The organism is Larkinella sp. C7, from assembly GCF_006149005.1.
Classification (GTDB): Bacteria; Bacteroidota; Bacteroidia; order Cytophagales; family Spirosomataceae; genus Larkinella.
In genome coordinates, this window is record NZ_VBSL01000003.1 from 401,525 (window position 1) to 419,792 (window position 18,268).

Annotated in this window: 14 protein-coding genes; 10 read left to right on the forward strand and 4 right to left on the reverse strand. The window is 53.4% G+C overall.

Annotation, left to right across the window (positions count from 1 at the left end):
* The first annotated feature begins 70 nt into the window (after positions 1-70).
* The 3 genes from FH871_RS09910 to FH871_RS09920 all read left to right on the forward strand — a co-directional run bounded on the left by FH871_RS09910 (position 71) and on the right by FH871_RS09920 (position 6,381).
* Positions 71-3,142, forward strand: coding sequence for a glycosyl hydrolase (locus FH871_RS09910; RefSeq protein WP_138991279.1), 3,072 nt, complete (start codon positions 71-73; stop codon positions 3,140-3,142).
* A 124-nt stretch (positions 3,143-3,266) separates the two neighbouring features.
* Complete coding sequence (locus tag FH871_RS09915; RefSeq protein WP_138991280.1) at positions 3,267-3,815, forward strand: hypothetical protein; 549 nt, start codon at positions 3,267-3,269, stop codon at positions 3,813-3,815.
* A gap of 160 nt (positions 3,816-3,975) precedes the next feature.
* Positions 3,976-6,381, forward strand: coding sequence for a TonB-dependent receptor (locus FH871_RS09920; protein ID WP_138991281.1), 2,406 nt, complete (start codon positions 3,976-3,978; stop codon positions 6,379-6,381).
* A gap of 124 nt (positions 6,382-6,505) precedes the next feature.
* On the opposite strand, the gene FH871_RS09925 is transcribed toward FH871_RS09920, so the two are convergent.
* Complete coding sequence (locus tag FH871_RS09925; RefSeq protein WP_138991282.1) at positions 6,506-7,096, reverse strand: PepSY-associated TM helix domain-containing protein; 591 nt, start codon at positions 7,094-7,096, stop codon at positions 6,506-6,508.
* A gap of 86 nt (positions 7,097-7,182) precedes the next feature.
* Entirely contained in the window at positions 7,183-8,202 is a 1,020-nt protein-coding gene (locus FH871_RS09930) for a zinc-binding alcohol dehydrogenase family protein (RefSeq protein WP_138991283.1), read from the reverse strand.
* Positions 8,203-8,530: 328 nt separating this feature from the next.
* Here FH871_RS09930 and FH871_RS09935 point away from each other — a divergent pair, with 328 nt between their 5' ends.
* Genes FH871_RS09935 through FH871_RS09950 form a run of 4 tightly spaced genes read left to right on the forward strand, consistent with a single transcriptional unit; the run spans position 8,531 to position 13,008 of the window.
* Positions 8,531-9,679, forward strand: a complete 1,149-nt coding sequence (locus FH871_RS09935; RefSeq protein ID WP_138991284.1) for an acyl-CoA desaturase — start codon at positions 8,531-8,533, stop codon at positions 9,677-9,679.
* 43 nt (positions 9,680-9,722) lie between these two features.
* Positions 9,723-11,006: a M20/M25/M40 family metallo-hydrolase gene (locus FH871_RS09940; RefSeq protein WP_138991285.1), complete on the forward strand. Its 1,284-nt coding sequence runs from the start codon at positions 9,723-9,725 to the stop codon at positions 11,004-11,006.
* Between the two features lie 34 nt (positions 11,007-11,040).
* Positions 11,041-12,201: an NAD(P)-binding domain-containing protein gene (locus tag FH871_RS09945; RefSeq protein ID WP_138991286.1), complete on the forward strand. Its 1,161-nt coding sequence runs from the start codon at positions 11,041-11,043 to the stop codon at positions 12,199-12,201.
* Positions 12,202-12,258: 57 nt separating this feature from the next.
* On the forward strand, positions 12,259-13,008 hold the full coding sequence (locus FH871_RS09950; RefSeq protein WP_138991287.1) for a hypothetical protein: 750 nt from the start codon (positions 12,259-12,261) through the stop codon (positions 13,006-13,008).
* 89 nt (positions 13,009-13,097) lie between these two features.
* Here the strand turns inward: FH871_RS09950 and FH871_RS09955 are convergent, their stop codons facing one another.
* Positions 13,098-14,198, reverse strand: coding sequence for a ScyD/ScyE family protein (locus tag FH871_RS09955; RefSeq protein ID WP_138991288.1), 1,101 nt, complete (start codon positions 14,196-14,198; stop codon positions 13,098-13,100).
* Positions 14,199-14,791: 593 nt separating this feature from the next.
* Between FH871_RS09955 and FH871_RS09960 the strand changes: the two genes are divergently transcribed.
* The 3 genes from FH871_RS09960 to FH871_RS09970 all read left to right on the forward strand — a co-directional run bounded on the left by FH871_RS09960 (position 14,792) and on the right by FH871_RS09970 (position 17,041).
* On the forward strand, positions 14,792-15,457 hold the full coding sequence (locus tag FH871_RS09960; RefSeq protein WP_229317182.1) for a response regulator transcription factor: 666 nt from the start codon (positions 14,792-14,794) through the stop codon (positions 15,455-15,457).
* A gap of 126 nt (positions 15,458-15,583) precedes the next feature.
* Entirely contained in the window at positions 15,584-16,543 is a 960-nt protein-coding gene (gene metF / locus FH871_RS09965; protein WP_138991289.1) for a methylenetetrahydrofolate reductase [NAD(P)H], read from the forward strand.
* Between the two features lie 66 nt (positions 16,544-16,609).
* Positions 16,610-17,041, forward strand: coding sequence for a nuclear transport factor 2 family protein (locus FH871_RS09970; protein WP_138991290.1), 432 nt, complete (start codon positions 16,610-16,612; stop codon positions 17,039-17,041).
* Positions 17,042-17,676: 635 nt separating this feature from the next.
* Here FH871_RS09970 and FH871_RS09975 read toward each other — a convergent pair.
* Complete coding sequence (locus FH871_RS09975) at positions 17,677-18,231, reverse strand: acyl-CoA thioesterase (protein ID WP_138991291.1); 555 nt, start codon at positions 18,229-18,231, stop codon at positions 17,677-17,679.
* Positions 18,232-18,268 lie beyond the last annotated feature (37 nt).

Consider the following 18,268-nt stretch of genomic DNA (forward strand, 5'->3'; position numbering starts at 1 on the left):
ATAAATAACCCATCCTGATCTCCTGATGAAGCGTTAAATTAACCCTACATACTTTTTTGAAAAACAGTCTATGAAATTACACCACTGTCTCATTCTGACGGCTTTAGGGGGGCTTCTGCTGACCGAGCCGGCCGCGGCTCAGTCGTCTTCGCCCGTGCTGGCGACCGACTCCCTGCATTTTAAAGGAATGACCTGGCGCAACATTGGCCCTAACCGGGGGGGGCGCTCCCTGGGGTCTTCGGGGAGTTCCTCGCGCAAACAGGAATACTATTTTGGCGCAGTTGGTGGTGGCTTATGGAAAACCGTCGATGGCGGGAATACCTGGGCACCCGTTACCGATGGTCAACTGCAAAGTTCCTCGGTGGGGGCGGTGGCCGTTTCGGAAACCAACCCGGATGTGGTCTACATCGGAACCGGCGAAACCCAGTTCCGGGGCAACATCATGCAGGGTGATGGCGTTTACAAAACCACCGACGCGGGCAAAACCTGGAAGAACATTGGTCTGAAAAATACGCAGGCCATTGCCCGGGTTCGCGTGCATCCCACCGACCCGAATACGGTTTACGTAGCGGCTCTGGGCCACCCCTACGGCCCGAACGAAGAGCGGGGCGTTTTCCGGACAACCGATGGCGGTACGACCTGGAAAAAAGTCCTGTATAAAGGCGACAAAGCCGGTGCGGCCGACCTCATCATCGACCCCACGAATCCGAAAGTGATCTACGCGTCGATCTGGCAGGTGTATCGCACGCCCTACAAAATGTGGGGGGGCGGTGGTGCCTGCGGGTTGTTCAAATCGACGGACGGGGGCGACACCTGGACCGAACTGACCAACAAACCGGGGATGCCCAAAGGGCCGGTCGGTAAAATTGGCGTGACGGTTTCGCCGGTCGATCCCAACCGCGTCTGGGCCATTGTGGAAGCCAACGACGGCGGGGTGTACCGGTCGGACGATGCCGGGATGACCTGGAAATACGTCAACTCCGAGCGGAAACTGCGTCAGCGGGCGTTCTACTACTCGCGCATCTACGCCGATCCGAAAGACAAAGACGGCGTATACTGCCTGAATGTCGGTTTCTTCAAATCGTCGGACGGCGGGGTGAAATTTGACAAAACGATTACGGTGCCCCACGGTGACAACCACGATCTGTGGATCGACCCGACTGACCCGATGCGGATGGTGTCGTCCAACGACGGCGGAGGAACGGTTTCGGTCAACGGCGGCAAAACCTGGACGGACGAAAACTTCCCGACGGCGCAGTTGTACCACATCACGGTGACCAATGATTTTCCGTACCACGTGGCGGGTGCCCAGCAGGATAACTCGACTGTGGCCGTGGCCAGCGAAGGCTGGAATCACATGCAGGCCCGGTCCAATTCACTCAAGAAATCGGAGCGGTATTACGACGTTGGGGGAGGGGAAAGTGGCTACATTGCCCAGGACCCGAAAAACCCGGACATTTTCTACGCCGGTAGCCAGGGCGCGTTGCTGACCCGCTATAACCGGGCCACCGGTCAGGTGCGGGATGTGCAGGTGTATCCCCGGTTTTTCTCCGGCGAACCCTCCAGTGCGTTGCCCGAACGCTGGCAGTGGACGTACCCCATCGTGTTCTCGCCGGTCGATCCGAACCGCCTGTACGTTTGTTCGCAACACGTCTGGATGTCGACCAACGAAGGACAGTCGTGGCAGAAAATCAGCCCGGACCTGACGCTGGCCGATACGGCCTCCCTCGGAAAAAGTGGCGGGGTCATTACGATGGACATGAACGGCCCGGAAATCTACGCGACGGTTTTTGCGCTCGCGCCTTCGTTCCATGATGTCAACACGATCTGGGCCGGTTCCGACGATGGTCTGGTACACATCACCCGCGATCACGGCAAAACCTGGCAGAACATTACGCCGAAAGATTTGCCGAAACACACCCGGATCAGCATCATCGATGCCTCACGGCACAAGCCCGGAACGGCCTACATTGCTGCCAAACGGTATCAGATGGACGACCGCGCGCCGTATCTCTGGAAAACGGATGATTACGGAAAAACCTGGAAAAAAATCGTGACCGGCATTGGTGCGGGGCATTACGCCCACACGGTTCGGGAAGACCTTACGAAGCCCGGTTTGCTGTATGCCGGTACGGAACACGGTGTGTATGTGTCGTTCAACGACGGCGACAACTGGCAGCCGATGCAACTGGGTTTGCCCGACACCCAAATCTCCGATCTGATCGTAACCGAAAAAGACCTGGTGATCGGTACCCACGGTCGTTCGATGTATGTGCTGGACGATGTGGCACCGATTCGGGAGTTTTCGCCCGAAGTTGCCAAAGCCGACGTGCATTTTTTCAAACCGTATAGTGCCGTCCGTCGCGTTCAGAATGCGGTTTTCCAGTACTACCTGGCGAAACCGTCCGACAAGGTGAAAATTGAAATTCTGGATTCGAAAGGCAATCTGGTTCGCAGTTTTGAAAGCGTCGATGCACCGGCCGGAGGTGAAAAAGCACCGGCGGCTGAGATGGAAGAGGACAACCCACGCGCTCCACGCGTAAAACCGCCAACGAAAAATGCCGGTCTGAACCGCTTCGAGTGGGACATGCGGTATCCGGGAGCCACCGAGTTCAAGGGGATGATTGTCTGGAGTGCGCGGCCCACGATGGGACCGCTGGCTCCTTCGGGAAAATACCAGATTCGGCTCACGACTGCTGGCAAAACCCTCACGCAACCGTTTGAAATCAAGCTCGATCCGCGTTTGAAGGGCGTAACCGATGCCGATGTTCAGGAACAGTTTCAGTTGGCCATCAAACTCCGTGACCAGACCAGCAAGGCCAATGACGCGGTGGTTCAGATTCGGGATTTGAAAGAAAAACTGGGCAAAACCAACAGCCCGGCCAACAAAAAGATCATCGAACAACTGAGCGTCGTGGAAGAAAACCTGTATCAGATTCGCAACCAGAGTGGTCAGGATCCGCTGAACTTCCCGATCAAGCTCAACAACCGCCTGGCGTCGTTGTGGCGGAGCGTTGAAACCGGGGATGCCAAACCGACCGATGGCTCGTATAAAGTGTACGAAGAACTGTCGGCCGAACTGAATCAGCACCTGGGCGAACTGGAGTCGATTCTGAAGACCAAAACCGTCAAGAGTTTGTAAACTGACTAACGAACCCTGCCCACCACCAGCTAATCGGGACGCAAGTTCCGGTTAGCTGGTTCCTGTTTTTTCGTTTGAAACCAACCCGTGTTCCGCTTGCTCTAACTTTTACCCATTGGCCGGATTGAGGACGTCGATACTCATACTGCTCCTGATGACGCTGGGTTTGCCTTTCTGGGGAACCTATACGCTCCTGCAATCCCAAAAATACCGGGTCAGGAAAGACGTGGAAAACCGTCTGGAAGAGGGCCGTACGGAATCGCAGCGGGTGACGCTGAAACTGGCGGTTTCCGAAATCAAAACCGCCCTGCGCTGGGAACACGACCGCGAATTCGAATACCAGGGGCAGATGTATGACCTGGTCGCAACGACGGTGGTCGGCGACAGTGTATTTTACGAGTGCTGGTGGGACAAAGAAGAAACCCGCCTGAACCGGCAACTGGCGTCGCTGGAAGCGCTCGAAAAAGACGCGCAGCAGGAAGAAGAATCGACCGAAGCCTCCCCCTTTTTACAACCGCTTTTCTGTCAGGAACTGCTTTCCTGGATATCTCCCCCGACCAACTGGTTTCCTGAACAGAGGGTCGGCGGTTTTATCAACCAGTTTGCCCTCTACGTGGCACTCAGCCCTCCGCAGCTTCCGCCTGAACGGTCGTTTCACATCGTGTACGTTTGATTTCCGGGCTGACCATTTCCCGTCAGCTTTGAATGCGTGTGTCTGAATGAATGTGAAACGAATGCCGAAGACAAGAGAACAAAGACAAAAGAGCACGCCCTTGATGATCAAAGGGTTGTCTCTCTTCTCCGGTCTTTCGTGTCTTCCTAACCGGTAAGCTATGAAAAAAACTATAATTCTCTGGGCGTTGCTCGGGGGCTACGCGGAAAGCTACGCCCAGGTGATTGCCATCAAAGACCGGGAAGATTCCCGGCCGCTCGAACTGGTGACGCTTTCGAGCCAGGATCCGACGGTTTTGCTCCTATCGGGGGCCAAAGGCAAGGTAGACATCACCGCTTTTAAAGGCGCTGACCGGATCGAAATCCGATCCGTTGGCTACCAGACCCAAACCGTCAGTTACGACGAACTGGCGAAAGCAGGGTTGTCGCTGTATCTCAAACCGTCGTCGCTGTCGCTGGATCAGGTGGTGGTGACGGCCAACCGCTGGCATCAGTCGAGCCGGGATGTGCCGGTCAAAATTACGACGATCTCGGCCAAAGACGTGGCGTTTCAGAATCCGCAGACAGCCGCCGATTTGCTGGGCCAATCCGGCGAAGTGTTCATCCAGAAAAGCCAGCAGGGCGGAGGAAGCCCGATGATTCGCGGTTTTTCGACCAATCGTCTGCTGATTACGGTCGATGGCGTGCGGATGAACACCGCTATTTTTCGGAGTGGGAACCTGCAGAATGTGATTTCGCTCGATCCGTTTTCCATCGAAAATACGGAGGTGGTTTTCGGGCCGGGTTCGGTTATGTACGGCAGTGATGCGATTGGGGGTGTGATGAGTTTCTACACGTTGATGCCCAAATTGTCGGACAGTGCAAAACCGCTGGTGTCGGGTTCGGCGGTGGGGCGGTATTCGTCGGCCAACAGCGAGCTGACGGGCCACGCCGACGTCAGTGTCGGCTGGAAAAAGTGGGGAATTGCCACCAGCATTTCCCACAACAATTTCGGCGATTTGCGCATGGGTTCGCACGGGCCGGACGAATACCTGCGCAAGGAATACGTTGAGCGGATCGACAGCGAAGACCGGGTGATTCAGAACCAGGATCAGCGGGTGCAGCGTCCGACGGGCTATTCGCAGATCAATCTGATGCAGAAAATTCGGTTCAAACCGAACGACCGCTGGGATTTCAACTACGGTTTTCAGTATTCGACTACGTCCAACTACGCGCGCTACGACCGGCTTTTGCGCTACCGCCGGAATCTGCCGCGCAGTGCGGAATGGAACTACGGCCCGCAGGAATGGATGATGAACAACCTGACGATTACGAATACCGCAAGCGGAGGATTGTACGACCAGATGAGCATCCGGCTGGCCCACCAGTTTTTCGAAGAAAGCCGCATCGACCGCGATCTGAACGACTCGGAACGGCGGACGACGCTCGAAAAAGTGAATGCATTTTCGGGTAGTGTCGATTTCAGCAAGCAACTGAACGACAAGCAGAAGCTGTTTTACGGGCTGGAAGCGATCTACAACGATGTGGTTTCGACCGCTACCAATCTGGATATTGTCACGAATGTGTCCGTGCCGGGTGCCCCGCGATACCCCAAATCGAACTGGGCGTCGTATGCGGCTTACCTGACGTACCAACTGAAAGCCAGCGACAAAGTGACGTTTCAGGCCGGAGCCCGTTACAACCAGTTTGTCCTGAATTCGAAGTTCGAAACCACGTTTTACCCGTTCCCGTTTACCACCGCCAAACTCAACAACGGCGCCCTGACCGGCAGCGCGGGAATGGTTTATCACCCGGCCAGCACCTGGAGTTTGAGTGCGAATTTGTCCACCGGTTTTCGCTCGCCCAACGTCGATGATGTCGGAAAGGTGTTTGAATCGGAGCCGGGTTCGGTGGTCATTCCCAATCCGAATCTCAAGGCGGAGTATGCCTACAATGCGGAAGTGGGTGTTGCCAAAGTCTTTGGAAACCGGGTGAAAGCCGACCTGACGGCCTATTACACCTATCTGGACAACGCGCTGGTTCGGCGGAATTTCACGCTGAACGGTCGGGACAGCATTCAGTACAATGGCGAATTGAGTCAGGTTCAGGCGATTCAGAATGCGGCCAAAGCGACGGTCTACGGGATTCAGGCAGGTTTGGAAATCAAGCTCCCCGCCGGGTTCGGCCTGTCGTCGCACTTTACCTACCAGAAGGGTGACGAAGAACTGGACGACGGCACCACCAGCCCGCTGCGTCACGCGGCTCCCTGGTTTGGCGTCACGCGGCTGAGCTACACGGCCAAAAAACTGCGGCTGGAACTCTACGGGATGTACAACGACAAGGTGACGAATGGAGAATTGGCGCAGGAAGAGCAGGGCAAGGATTACATGTACGCCATCGACGCCGACGGAAAACCATATTCACCGGGCTGGTACACCCTGAATTTCAAGGCGCACTACCAACTCACGGATCTGTTGTCGATCAACGCGGGCGTGGAAAACTTCACCGATCAGCGGTATCGTCCCTACAGCTCGGGAATCGTGGCCCCGGGCCGGAACGTCATCGTTTCGCTCCGGGCGAGGTTTTAGGGCGGTTTTCGGTATACGGTTTTCAGTTTACGGTGGCTGACGCGCGCTTCATGACGCGTTTCCCTGAATGCGCTGGGTAGCATGCGTCAGCCACCGTAAACTGAAAACCGTATACCGAAAACCGTTACTGAATCACCGCTTTGGCTGACCGCGTCAGCTTCTCCTGGCGAATCCGTTTCGGGCCGTAGTAGAGGTAAAAACCGGTGACTGAAAACAGGATCAGCGCGATACCCATGACGCTGGTGTAGAGGAGTTTGAACGGTTGTTCATCCAGTTTGACCAGGGCGTCGAGGTAGGAACCGTCGTGCAGTTTTTCGATGAAATCAGACCGGCGGGTTTCGATGTGTAAGACCTGGCCGGTGGTGCAATCCAGTTGAATGCCCGCGTAGTGATCGGCAAAAACGAATTTCACCATGCCTTTCTGGGGACGAATGTCGATCCGGTCCAGTTCCGTCGACAGTTCGGCGGAAACCGAGTCCCGCAGGGTGTTGAACGCAATTTTCTGGAGCGAATCGACGGGCAGCCAGGTTTTCGGATCGGCCGAAATACCTTTATACGATTTGGCCAGCAATACCCCGCCGGAATGTTTTTTCCAACCCAGCAGCAGCCCCGTTACCGCAATGATTAAGAAAAAGAAGAAGAGGGTTCCGCCCAATACACCGTGAATTTTTCGGTAGAATCGAAGCCTGCGCGAACGGTCTTTAATGTCTTTCATATGTAAAAGCAAGATACCAAATTCAGCGCGGGAACCCTATTGTTTTTCCGCAAAAACCGGCTTGTTAGGCTGCAAACGCTGCCGGATCAGTTGTTGAGTTCTACCATCGCTTTGATCACGCCGTTGGCCGGATCCAGCCAACTGGCGAATTCGTCCCTGACCTGACCAAACTGAACCCGGTGCGTAATGTAGGTAACCGGATCGATCAGCCCTTTTTTCTGACAGGCCAGAACGTGTTCGAAATCCTGCCGGGTGGCATTCCGGCTGCTCATCAACGTGGCTTCGCGTTTGTGAAATTCCGGATGGCTCAGACAGACCTCGCCCCGTTGCAAACCGACCAGGACATACCGCCCGCCGTGGGCCATATATGGGAAAGCATTGTTGATGGCCGTCCGGTTGCCGGTGGCGTCGACGATCACGGTCGGCATGTCGCCGTTGGTCATTTCGCGGAGTTGTTCAGCCACATCGGCCGAGCGGGCGTCGATCGTGTAGGGCACCCGGAGTTTCTCCCGGCAAAATGCCAGCCGGGATTCGTTGACATCCATCGCAATGACCTGACCACCCGCGATGCGCGCAAACTCCATGACCCCCAGACCGATCGGCCCGGCACCCACCACCAGCACAAACTCACCGGGCTGCACATCCGCCCGGCGAATGCCGTGGGCACCGATGGACAGCGGTTCGGCCAGGGCCAGTTCGTCCAGGCTCAGGCCGTCACCGTGAATCAGCGAATAACTCGGAACGCTCAGGTATTCGACCATGCCGCCGTCGATGTGAACGCCCGAAACCCGAAGCTGGGCGCAGCAATTGGTTTTTCCCACGCGGCAGGCCACGCAGGTTCCGCAGTAGAAATAGGGCATGAACGTAATCCGTTCGCCTTTCTGAAAACCGGGCGCATCGTCGAAATCGACCAGTTCTCCCGCCAGTTCGTGACCCAGAATCCGGGGGTATTCGAAAAACGGTTGCGTTCCTTCAAAGGCGTGCAGGTCGGTTCCGCAGATGCCGATGCGCTGAATTTTTACGATGGCGTGGCCCGGGGTCAGTTCCGGTTTTACGCCGGAACGGTATTCAAACTGGCCGGGCGTGGTGCATACGAGTGTTTCCATATTTTGTCGGGGGCAATCGTCCCGCTTTCATTTCCACTGCAAAGGAAAAGCAAATAGTTGAAGATCGGTTCTGTTTTAATACCCGATTCGTATGCTATTTTATCATACAGGCAGCGATTGAACGCATTGGGTGAACCGAACGGAGGACGAAACCGGAAGGGGTATTAATATATATATATCATAGACACAGTATAAAATACGGTTTTCATCGTTATAAGATATACATTGTTAGCAAAAGCAGCAAAACGCACAATTTAGAAGCAGGGGAGCGATACAGTCGTCAGTGGATAACCGGTTGACAGGTACCTAGTAACCCAGGAAGTTAAACATGACGACTACAAACGTAAAATTTCTGAACAAAGACAAGTCTACTTTTTTTCCGGTACTCCGTACGAGAATTGAGCAGTACTTCCAGGAAAACGCCATTTGCAAAGCGGGTGGTTCGCCGATGGTGGGTAAAGCGATTTTTATGCTCAGCCTGTATCTGGTTCCTTACATCCTGATTCTGACCAATTTATTTCCAGCCTGGGCCATGCTCATCCTGTCGGGCATCATGGGAATCGGGATTGCCGGGGTAGGCATGTCGGTCATGCACGACGCCAACCACGGTTCGTTTTCAACCTCACCCTGGGTCAATCATCTGTTCAGCGGCAGTCTGTATCTGCTCGGCGGCAACGTCTACAACTGGAAAGTTCAGCACAATACCCTGCACCATACCTACACCAACATCGACCAGTTGGACAGCGACATTACGGGAAAACCGTTTCTGCGGCTGTGCGACCAGCAACGCCTGCAAAAAATGCACCGCTACCAGCACATTTACGCCTTTTTGCTGTACGGTTTGATGACCTTCTCCTTTCTGGTAAAAGATTTTAAGCAGATCGGGGAGTTCAACCGGAAATCCAAATCGAAACTGACCAAGCCGTTTTCATCGCGCGAAATCCTGATTTTGCTGGCGGGCAAGCTGTTTTACGTGGTTTTTGTCGGCGTACTGCCGCTCGTATTAACCGACATCACGTTCGGACAATGGGCGCTCGGTTTTCTGCTGATGAACTTTGTCGCGGGCTTCGTTCTGAGCGTTATTTTTCAGTTGGCGCACATCATTGAGGAAGTTCACTCGCCGATTCGGAACGACCAGGGCAATATTGAAAATGCCTGGGCCATTCACCAACTGGAAAGCACCGCCAATTTCTCGGTTTCCCGGGTTTTGTCCTGGTTCATCGGCGGGTTGAATTACCAGATCGAACACCACTTGTTTCCGTCGATCGGCCACGTGCATTACCCGGCCATTGCGCCCATCGTGCAGGCCACGGCCCAGGAATTCGGACTTCCATATTACCAGAAAACCTCGTTGTTGGATGCGCTGGGTTCGCACGTCAACATGCTGAAAAACCTGGGACGGCACGCCCGGCAAACCGTTGTCGCCCCGCGTGTCGTCTGTGCTCCGCAACCCGTTGCCAGTTCGCAGCAGGTCTGAAATTTTCTGCTAAATTTGAGAATCAACCTGATGATTCTCTATCATGACAAAATTCTACATCAAGGCACTCCTGCTGCTGGGCATTGCCCAAGGTGTTTGGGGCCAATCGCTTTCGCCCGTTGAAAAAAAAGTGATCGAAACCGTCCGGCAAATTCATCCCGAAACGGAGAAGTTTCTGGAAAAAACCGTCAACATCAACAGCGGAACGCTCAATCTGGAAGGTGTCCGGGAAAACGGCAAACTGCTGGCCGATGAATTTGAAAAGCTGGGCTTCAAAACCGAATGGATAACGCTGCCCGATTCCCTCAACCGCGCCGGGCATCTGGTGGCTACCCGGCAGGGCAAACGCGGAAAAAAGCTGTTTCTGATCGGGCACCTGGATACGGTTTTTGAAAAAAGTCTTCCCTTCGATCCCTTTACGCGGGTGAACGATTCGACGGCTACGGGTCAGGGTGCCAACGACATCAAAGGCGGTAACGTGCTCATTCTGGCGGCATTAAAAGCATTGCACGCCCAGAAATTGCTGGACGACGTGTCGATAACGGCTTATTTTACGGGCGACGAAGAAAGCAGTGGCGGCCCCGAAAGCAGGCGCGATTTCATCGAACGGGCCAGAAAATGCGACCTGGCCCTGGCGTTCGAAGGAGCGCAGGGACTGACCCACGTCACCACCGGTCGACGCGGTTCGAGTAGCTGGACGCTCAAGGTGGTGGCCCGAACGGGGCATTCATCGCGGATTTTCAGTGATCTGGGCTACGGTGCCATTTTTGAAACCGCCCGGATTCTGAACGAATTTCGGCGCACGCTGGGGCAGGAGCAATACCTGACATTCAATCCGGGATTGATGATCGGCGGTTCGGAAGTGCGGTATGACAACAAATCCGCCCAAGGCGAAACCACCGGAAAAACCAACATTGTAGCCCCGTCGGCGCTGGTGAAAGGGGATCTGCGGTTTATTTCAGAAAAACAGAAAGAAAGTGCCCGCGCCCGGATGCGCGACATTGTGGAAAAAAGCCTGCCACTGACCAAAGCGACGATCACGTTTCAGGACGGCATTCCGGCGATGGAACCGTCGGAAAAGAACGAAAACCTGCGGAAAGTGGTGGATCAGATCAGCCGCGATATGGGCCTGGGGCCGGTGCTGGCGGGCGATCCGGGGTCGCGGGGAGCGGGGGACGTTTCGTTCGTCGCGGAATACCTGCCGTGTCTGGACGGACTTGGCGCGTCGGGAAAAGGCGCGCACAGCATCGAGGAAAACATCAACCTGAAAGAATACCCGTTTCTGATTCAGCGGGCGGCTTTGCTGCTGTACCGTCTGACGCGCTGACGCATCCCCCAAAACCCTGCGACCTCTTTGAATCATGATGAACCCTTCTCCTGAAACCCTGATCATTGGGGCCGGCCCGTTTGGGCTGGGCCTGGCATCCTATCTGCAAAACCGGCAGCACGATTTCCGGGTGATTGGGCACCCGATGGAATTCTGGAAACGGCACATGCCCGCCGGAATGCTGCTGCGCTCGGGTGTCGAATGGCACCTGGACCCCGACGGGCAGTGGACCATCGAACGGTTTCTGGCCGAACGTGGAGAATCGCCCAAGCCGGAAAAACCGCTCTCGCGGGAATGCTATCTGGCGTATACGGACTGGTTTCTGGAAAGAACGGAAATTCCGGTGCAGACGGCCTATGTGACGCAACTGAGTCGGGACAACGGCCATTTTCGGGCGGTGCTGGACGACGGCTCGACGGTGGAAGCCCGGCAGGTGGTAATTGCGACCGGATTTTATTCCTACAGCCATGTTCCGGCCCCGTTGTCGAACCTGATTCCTTCGGACCGGCTCCGACACACCCGCGATGCGGTGGATATGGCTGGTTATGAGGGTAAACGGGTGCTGATCGTGGGTGGTCGCCAGAGTGGGTTCGAGTGGGCGGCCCTCCTGCGCGAAGCCGGTGCCGCCCGGATCGATCTTAGTTACCGGCACGATACACCCCAATTCATTCCATCGGACTGGTCGTGGGTCGAAACGCTGGTCGAAGGCATGGTCGATCAGCCCGGCTGGTTCCGGAACCTGTCGGCCGAGGAGCAGGAAATTCATCGCCTGAATCTGTGGACGGAGGGGCGGTTAAAGCTGGAACCCTGGCTCGCTGACCGGATTTTCCAGCCGGAAGTTGGCCTCCATCCCCGGACGCAGGTGACGGCCGTGACCGAAAAACCGGATGGTTTAGGCATAACCCTGGATTCGGGCGAAGAACTGGAAGTGGATACGGTTATTGCCGCAACGGGCTACCAGGTCGACATTCGGCGGTTGCCCTTTCTGGATGAGTCGCTGCTGGACGAGCTGGCTGTCAGCAACGGTTTTCCGGTGCTGGACGAGGCTTTTCAGAGCAGCGTACCGGGTTTGTACGTTACCAGTTTCCCGGCCGGGTTGGCCTTCGGGCCTTATTTTGGGTTCACCATTGGCGTTCGGGCAGCGTCCCGCCTGGTTGGGGACGCACTGAACCGAAACGAACCGACGCCCGTATAAATCGACAAAACCATTTGGTTCGTGAAGGGTTTAGCTTGTATCCACATGCTCAACGCTATGAACTTTCTTTCTTTTTCGCGGGCGCTTGCCCCGGTTTTATTGCTGCTGATGACGTTGCCCTTGAAGGCTCAGTTACGAGTTGATCTTGAATCGGGGCTGGTCCTCGGAACGAATTACACCGACGTGCGGATTCCCAATCAGGGCGGCACGCTGGTTGATTTAGCGAAGCAGCTAAGCGCAGAACCCCAGGTTTTTTACCGCGTCCGATTGGGATATACGATTGCCAACCGGCACACGATTTCGGCTTTGTATGCGCCCCTGACCGTTCGTTATCAGGGAAATTTCGATCAGGATGTTACTTTTAACAACGTCCTGTTTCCGGCCAACCAACCGACGACGGCCTACTACAAATTCAACTCGTATCGGCTTACCTACCGCTACGATTTTGTTGCCAACGATCGCTGGCGGGTGGGCGCAGGTTTTACGGCCAAAATCCGGGATGCCGACACGCGGTTTGAAAATGAAGTGAGCAAGGCCAATTATGACAACGTGGGCTTTGTGCCCTTGCTGAATTTCTACGCGGCCTATTCGCCCGGCAACCGCTGGAGCGTGCTGCTGGAGGGCGACGCGCTGGGGGCAAAGGCGGGTCGGGCCGAAGATGTTTTTCTGGGAGCGGTCTACAAAGCCAGCCCGAAACTGGGTTTTAAACTGGGCTATCGGGTCGTCGAGGGCGGAGCCGATACGGACGAAATTTACACCTTTACCTGGATCAATTATGCGTCGGCGGGCGTGCTGCTGACGTTGTAAACCCGTGCTGTTCGGAGTAATCTCTACCAAACAAAAGCGGCAATCCCATCATCCGGGATTGCCGCTTTTGTTTGAAGAATGCCTTTAACCTAGTTGCCGCCGGTAAATTTAAAAATGATGCCGGGACCATAATACAACACATAATACGTATCCGCTTTATTACTTACCAGCACATCAACTGGAGTTACATACGGAGCAGCGCCAGAGAACAGGGTTCCACCAGGACTGTCACCATCCACATCGCCGTTGGCAACCCGGGGAGTGGTTGAAAATCCGAATTCCGTCACCAGCGCTTTGCCTCCCGACGTCAGCGCGATGTCGGTCAGGGCCGAGAATTTGGTTTTATAAGCGACTGGGGTAATCGGAGCGGTACCCATGGCACTTACTTTGTAAATGGTTGAAAGATTGGCCGGAAAAGGATAGCCCACCAGGGTGGTAACGAGGAAGTCGGTTCCGTTGAAGACAATCCCGGTCGGTACGGGGTCGATGGTCGGAGGGCCGGTTACTGGATTTAGCGGGTCAAAAATAGGATTCGGCACATCCGGGAAAATCGCGTAGATACTCAAGTCTCCGGTATCCTTGTCCCGACGTACGATGGCGTTTCCACCAGCATCGGTAATAAACAGATCGCCATCCGGTCCAAAGGTCAAATTATAAGGGTTCGAATCTTTCGGGTCGGGAGCATTTGGATGCGCATTGCGAACAAACGTTCCAATATCAATTTTGGTCAATGAACTGGCCGAAAGGGAGGGCGTCACGCCCGGAACGAACGACGAAACATCGGCAATGTATAGCGCATCATCGACGCCGTGCAAAATGTACAGCTTGCCATCTCTATAGGCCAGGTGGTTGAGCCCTTCGGGCGAGCCTTCCGGGCTTTCGGCGGAGAGAAAACCGGTGATGGCGGTAAAGGTACCTCCCGGTGTGATGACTGAAACCCGGCCACTGGCGGGGCTGGCGGTTCCGCTGCCGGCTTCGGTAACCCACAGATAGCCTTTGTTATCTTCCGCCATGCCAATCGGCGAACTCAGGTTGGCGGCTACTGGCGGGCCTTGAACGGCTGAGAACGTAGTCGGATTCGGGAACTGGTGATCCTGAATCTGCTGGAAGCAACTCGTAACGCCAAAAATCAGCGTACTGACCACCAGCAGTGCCAGCAGGGATTGGAGTGTAAAACGTCTGGTATTCATGCGTAAAAATGGTTAGGAATTGAAAAAAAGAATCGAACTAAGTAGAACTCGGACAAAAACTGCAAGAGCTGCAAGTTAGTCTGAGAATAGAGTTAATGTAACGCTAATTTATTATCTGGTGACTTTTTTCGAGCGTAGAACCGCATTTTTGGTCAATCAACCGGTTTTTCGTTGGCTTGGAGGAGAGGTTGTGTTGGCTTCAGAACGTAACTGAATTTTACCGGGGAATCGGTGGTACGGTAGGTAGTTGTACCCCTGGGCCGCTATCAACGAACAAGAAGGAGGTTGAGGGGACAGAATCGAAGAAACGAAGAGGGGGAAATTCCCGTATTTAGTCGGAAAATTCCCGTAAAATCGCCCGCTTATTTGGGGTTGTTGGCCAGCGGCTGGGCGTATTGAGGGCGGTTTCGTTTGAATAACCGGGCAAAGATTTTAGTTAACGGCAAAATGGTTCACGTTGAAACCTAATCGCCGGACGGATAGCCACCGACCGTTGAACGATAAGTAAAAATACGGTCTGATAATTGGTTAAGACGATTTGCATGGAGTGCGGATTTGCCTTAATTTCAGGCCGTTGACTAAACGCTATCTCTGTGGAAACCTCTATCGCCTTAAAAACCTCCATTGCTATTGTCGATGACCACCGCCTGCTGGCTCAGGCCCTGGCTGACCTGATTCAGAAATTCGACAACTACGAAGTATGCATTGTGGCCGAAAATGGCCGTGATCTGATCCGGCACCTTGGTCAGGGCAACTGTCCTGACATCGTTTTGCTGGACATCAACATGCCCGAGATGGACGGTTTTGAAACCGCAGCGTATTTGAAAGAACATTGCCCGACCTGTAAAGTGCTGGCCCTCTCAATGATGGACCGCGAAGAGAACATCGTGCGGATGATTCGGAATGGCGTTCGGGGCTATCTCCTCAAAGGTTGCCGACCCGCCGAACTGCGTCTGGCGCTCGACGACCTGCGCACTAAAGGCTATCATTATTCCGAGTTCATGACCACCCAACTCGTCCGGAGCCTGAATCCCTCCGAAAACGGACCCCCGGCCGCCCTTTTTAACCTCAACGACCGCGAACTCACGTTTCTAAAATTGGCGTGCAGCGAGCTGACGTACGTCGAAATTGCCGACAAAATGTGCGTTAGTGCCCGAACCGTCGATGGCTACCGGGAGTCGGTTTTTCTGAAAATGCAGGTGAAAACCCGCGTCGGTATGGTGCTTGAAGCCATCCGATGGGGTTTGGTTCAGCTATAAGCCGGTTATCTCCGATTTTTCCCGTACTTTTGTGCCAACGCAAGTCTGGGTGGTAACTACAGCCTTGCCGGGTTTATTGTCGGTGCCGGGTGACCGGTATCGTTCTACTGTTCCAGATAAAAGCACATGGCTAAAGTTTCTGATCACATCCGTCAGGCGAACGGAAAGACGATCTTTTCAATTGAAGTTATCCCACCGATCAAAGGCGACAATCTTAAAAATCTCTTAGACAATATCGAGCCACTGATGGAGTTCAACCCTCCGTTTATCGACGTGACGTACCACCGCGAGGAGTACATCGAACGGGTCGAACCCGACGGAACGGTTAAAAAAATCATCACCCGAAAACGCCCCGGAACGGTGGGCATCTGTTCGGCCATTATGCACAAATTTGGGGTCGATCCGGTGCCGCACGTGCTTTGTGGCGGTTTTACGAAGGAAGAAACCGAAGATTTTCTGATCGATCTGCATTACCTGGGCATCGACAACGTGCTGGTTTTGCGGGGCGATCCGGCCAAACCGTTCGATACCTTCAAGCCCAAAACGAATGGCTATGCCTACGCCAGTGAACTGGTGACGCAGGTGGCCAATATGAACCGGGGCGTGTACTTGCACGAAGGTTCGCACGCCATGACCCCCAGCAATTTTTGCATTGGTGTGGCGGCTTATCCCGAAAAACACTTCGAAGCGATCGACCACGATACCGATTTCAGGTACCTGAAACTGAAAATCGACAAAGGGGCCGATTACATTGTGACGCAGATGTTTTTCGACAACCAGAAATATTTTGATTTTGTCCGGCGTTGTCGGGAAGCGGGCATTACGGTTCCGATCATTCCGGGCCTGAAACCGCTGAGCACGCGCAAACAGTTGCAGGTGTTGCCCCGGCTGTTTCACCTCGAAATGCCGGCCGATTTTGTGCAAGCCGTGGAAGCCTGTGAGGACGACAAGCAGGCCCGGCAGGTCGGCATCGAGTGGTGCATTCAGCAGTGCCGCGAACTGACGAAAGCCGGGGTGCCGGGACTCCATTTTTACACGATGGGAAAATCGGATAATATCGTTAAAATTGCCCGGGAAATATTCTGACCGACTGGCCGCATGAAGGGGGCATTCGTCGGACCCTACTTCTTCCTAAACCAAACTCTTCTTTCTATGAAATCCTTCCTATTTTTTTGCGGGGTATTGATCTCTTCCTTTGCCTATGCCCAATCCTCCCCGGGTGAAAAAGCGGTTCTGGCCATTGAGAAACAGCGCTTTGAGGCACAAGTCACGAAAAACTACGCGGTTCTGGAAAAAGTGCTGGGCGACGATCTGATTTACAACCATTCCAACGGCAATCAGGATACCAAACAGTCGTTCATCCAATCGATCCGAGACGGGAAACAAAGCTACGATGCGATCGAAATGCTGGAGAGCAAAGTGCTACTGTATGGCAATACGGCGGTAGTGAGCGGTATTTGTCAAATCAAGGCTGCCAACAACGGGCAAACCATCAACACCAAACTGCGCTACACGGATGTTTACGTCAAGAAAGGCCCGCAGTGGCAGATGGTCGCCTGGCAATCGCTCCGCCTGGCGAATTGAGAGTTAAGAATTGAGAGTTAAGAATTGAGAGTTAAGAATTGAGAGTTAAGAATTGAGAGTTAAGAATTGAGAGTTAAGAATTGAGAGTTAAGAATTGAGAGTTAAGAATTGAGAGTTAAGAATTGAGAGTTAAGAATTGAGAGTTAAGAATTGAGAGTTAAGAATTGAGAGTTAAGAATTGAGAGTTAAGAATTGAGAGTTAAGAATTGAGAGTTAAGAATTGAGAGTTAAGAATTGAGAGTTAAGAATTGAGAGTTAAGAATTGAGAGTTAAGAATTGAGAGTTAAGAATTGAGAGTTAAGAATTGAGAGTTAAGAATTGAGAGTTAAGAATTGAGAGTTAAGAATTGAGAGTTAAGAATTGAGAGTTAAGAATTGAGAGTTAAGAATTGAGAGTTAAGAATTGAGAGTTAAGAATTGAGAGTTAAGAATTGAGAGTTAAGAATTGAGAGTTAAGAATTGAGAGTTAAGAATTGAGAGTTAAGAATTGAGAGTTAAGAATTGAGAGTTAAGAATTGAGAGTTAAGAATTGAGAGTTAAGAATTGAGAGTTAAGAATTGAGAGTTAAGAATTGAGAGTTAAGAATTGAGAGTTAAGAGTTATGAGTGAAGCATGCGTCAGCCAACTTTTAACTCTTCACTCATAACTCTTAATAACACAGCGTTCGTTTTTCAGGATGTCCAGATTGCCGTCTTCGACGCGCATCCGGGATTTTTCTTTGTTGAAGCTTTCCCTGAAATTCTCCTTGAGTTCTTTTCGTTTCATCGCTTCCATAAACCGCCGGATGTCTTCCGGATTTTCGAGCAGGAGGGGTGGCACTTCGGTCGGCTTGTTGTTGTCGTCGGTGGCAACCATCGTGATGTACGACGTATTGGTGTGTTTGACGGTTCCGATGCGGACGTTTTCGGCAATCACTTTGATGCCAATGACCATTGACGTCCGGCCCACGTAATTGACCGATGCCATCAGCGAAACGAGTTCCCCCACTTCAACGGCCTGCTTGAAATCGACGCCATCCACCGAAACCGTCACGCAGTAAGCCCTCGAATGTTTGGAAGCGCAGGCAAAGGCCACTTTGTCCATCAGAGACAGCAGAATACCGCCGTGAATTTTACCACCGAAGTTGGCGTAGGAAGGAATCATCAGCTCAGTGAGCGTAGTGCGGGAGGAGTTGACGGATTTTGGAGCCATTTTTGAGTATTTTGTGGCAAATTAACCGATATACGAT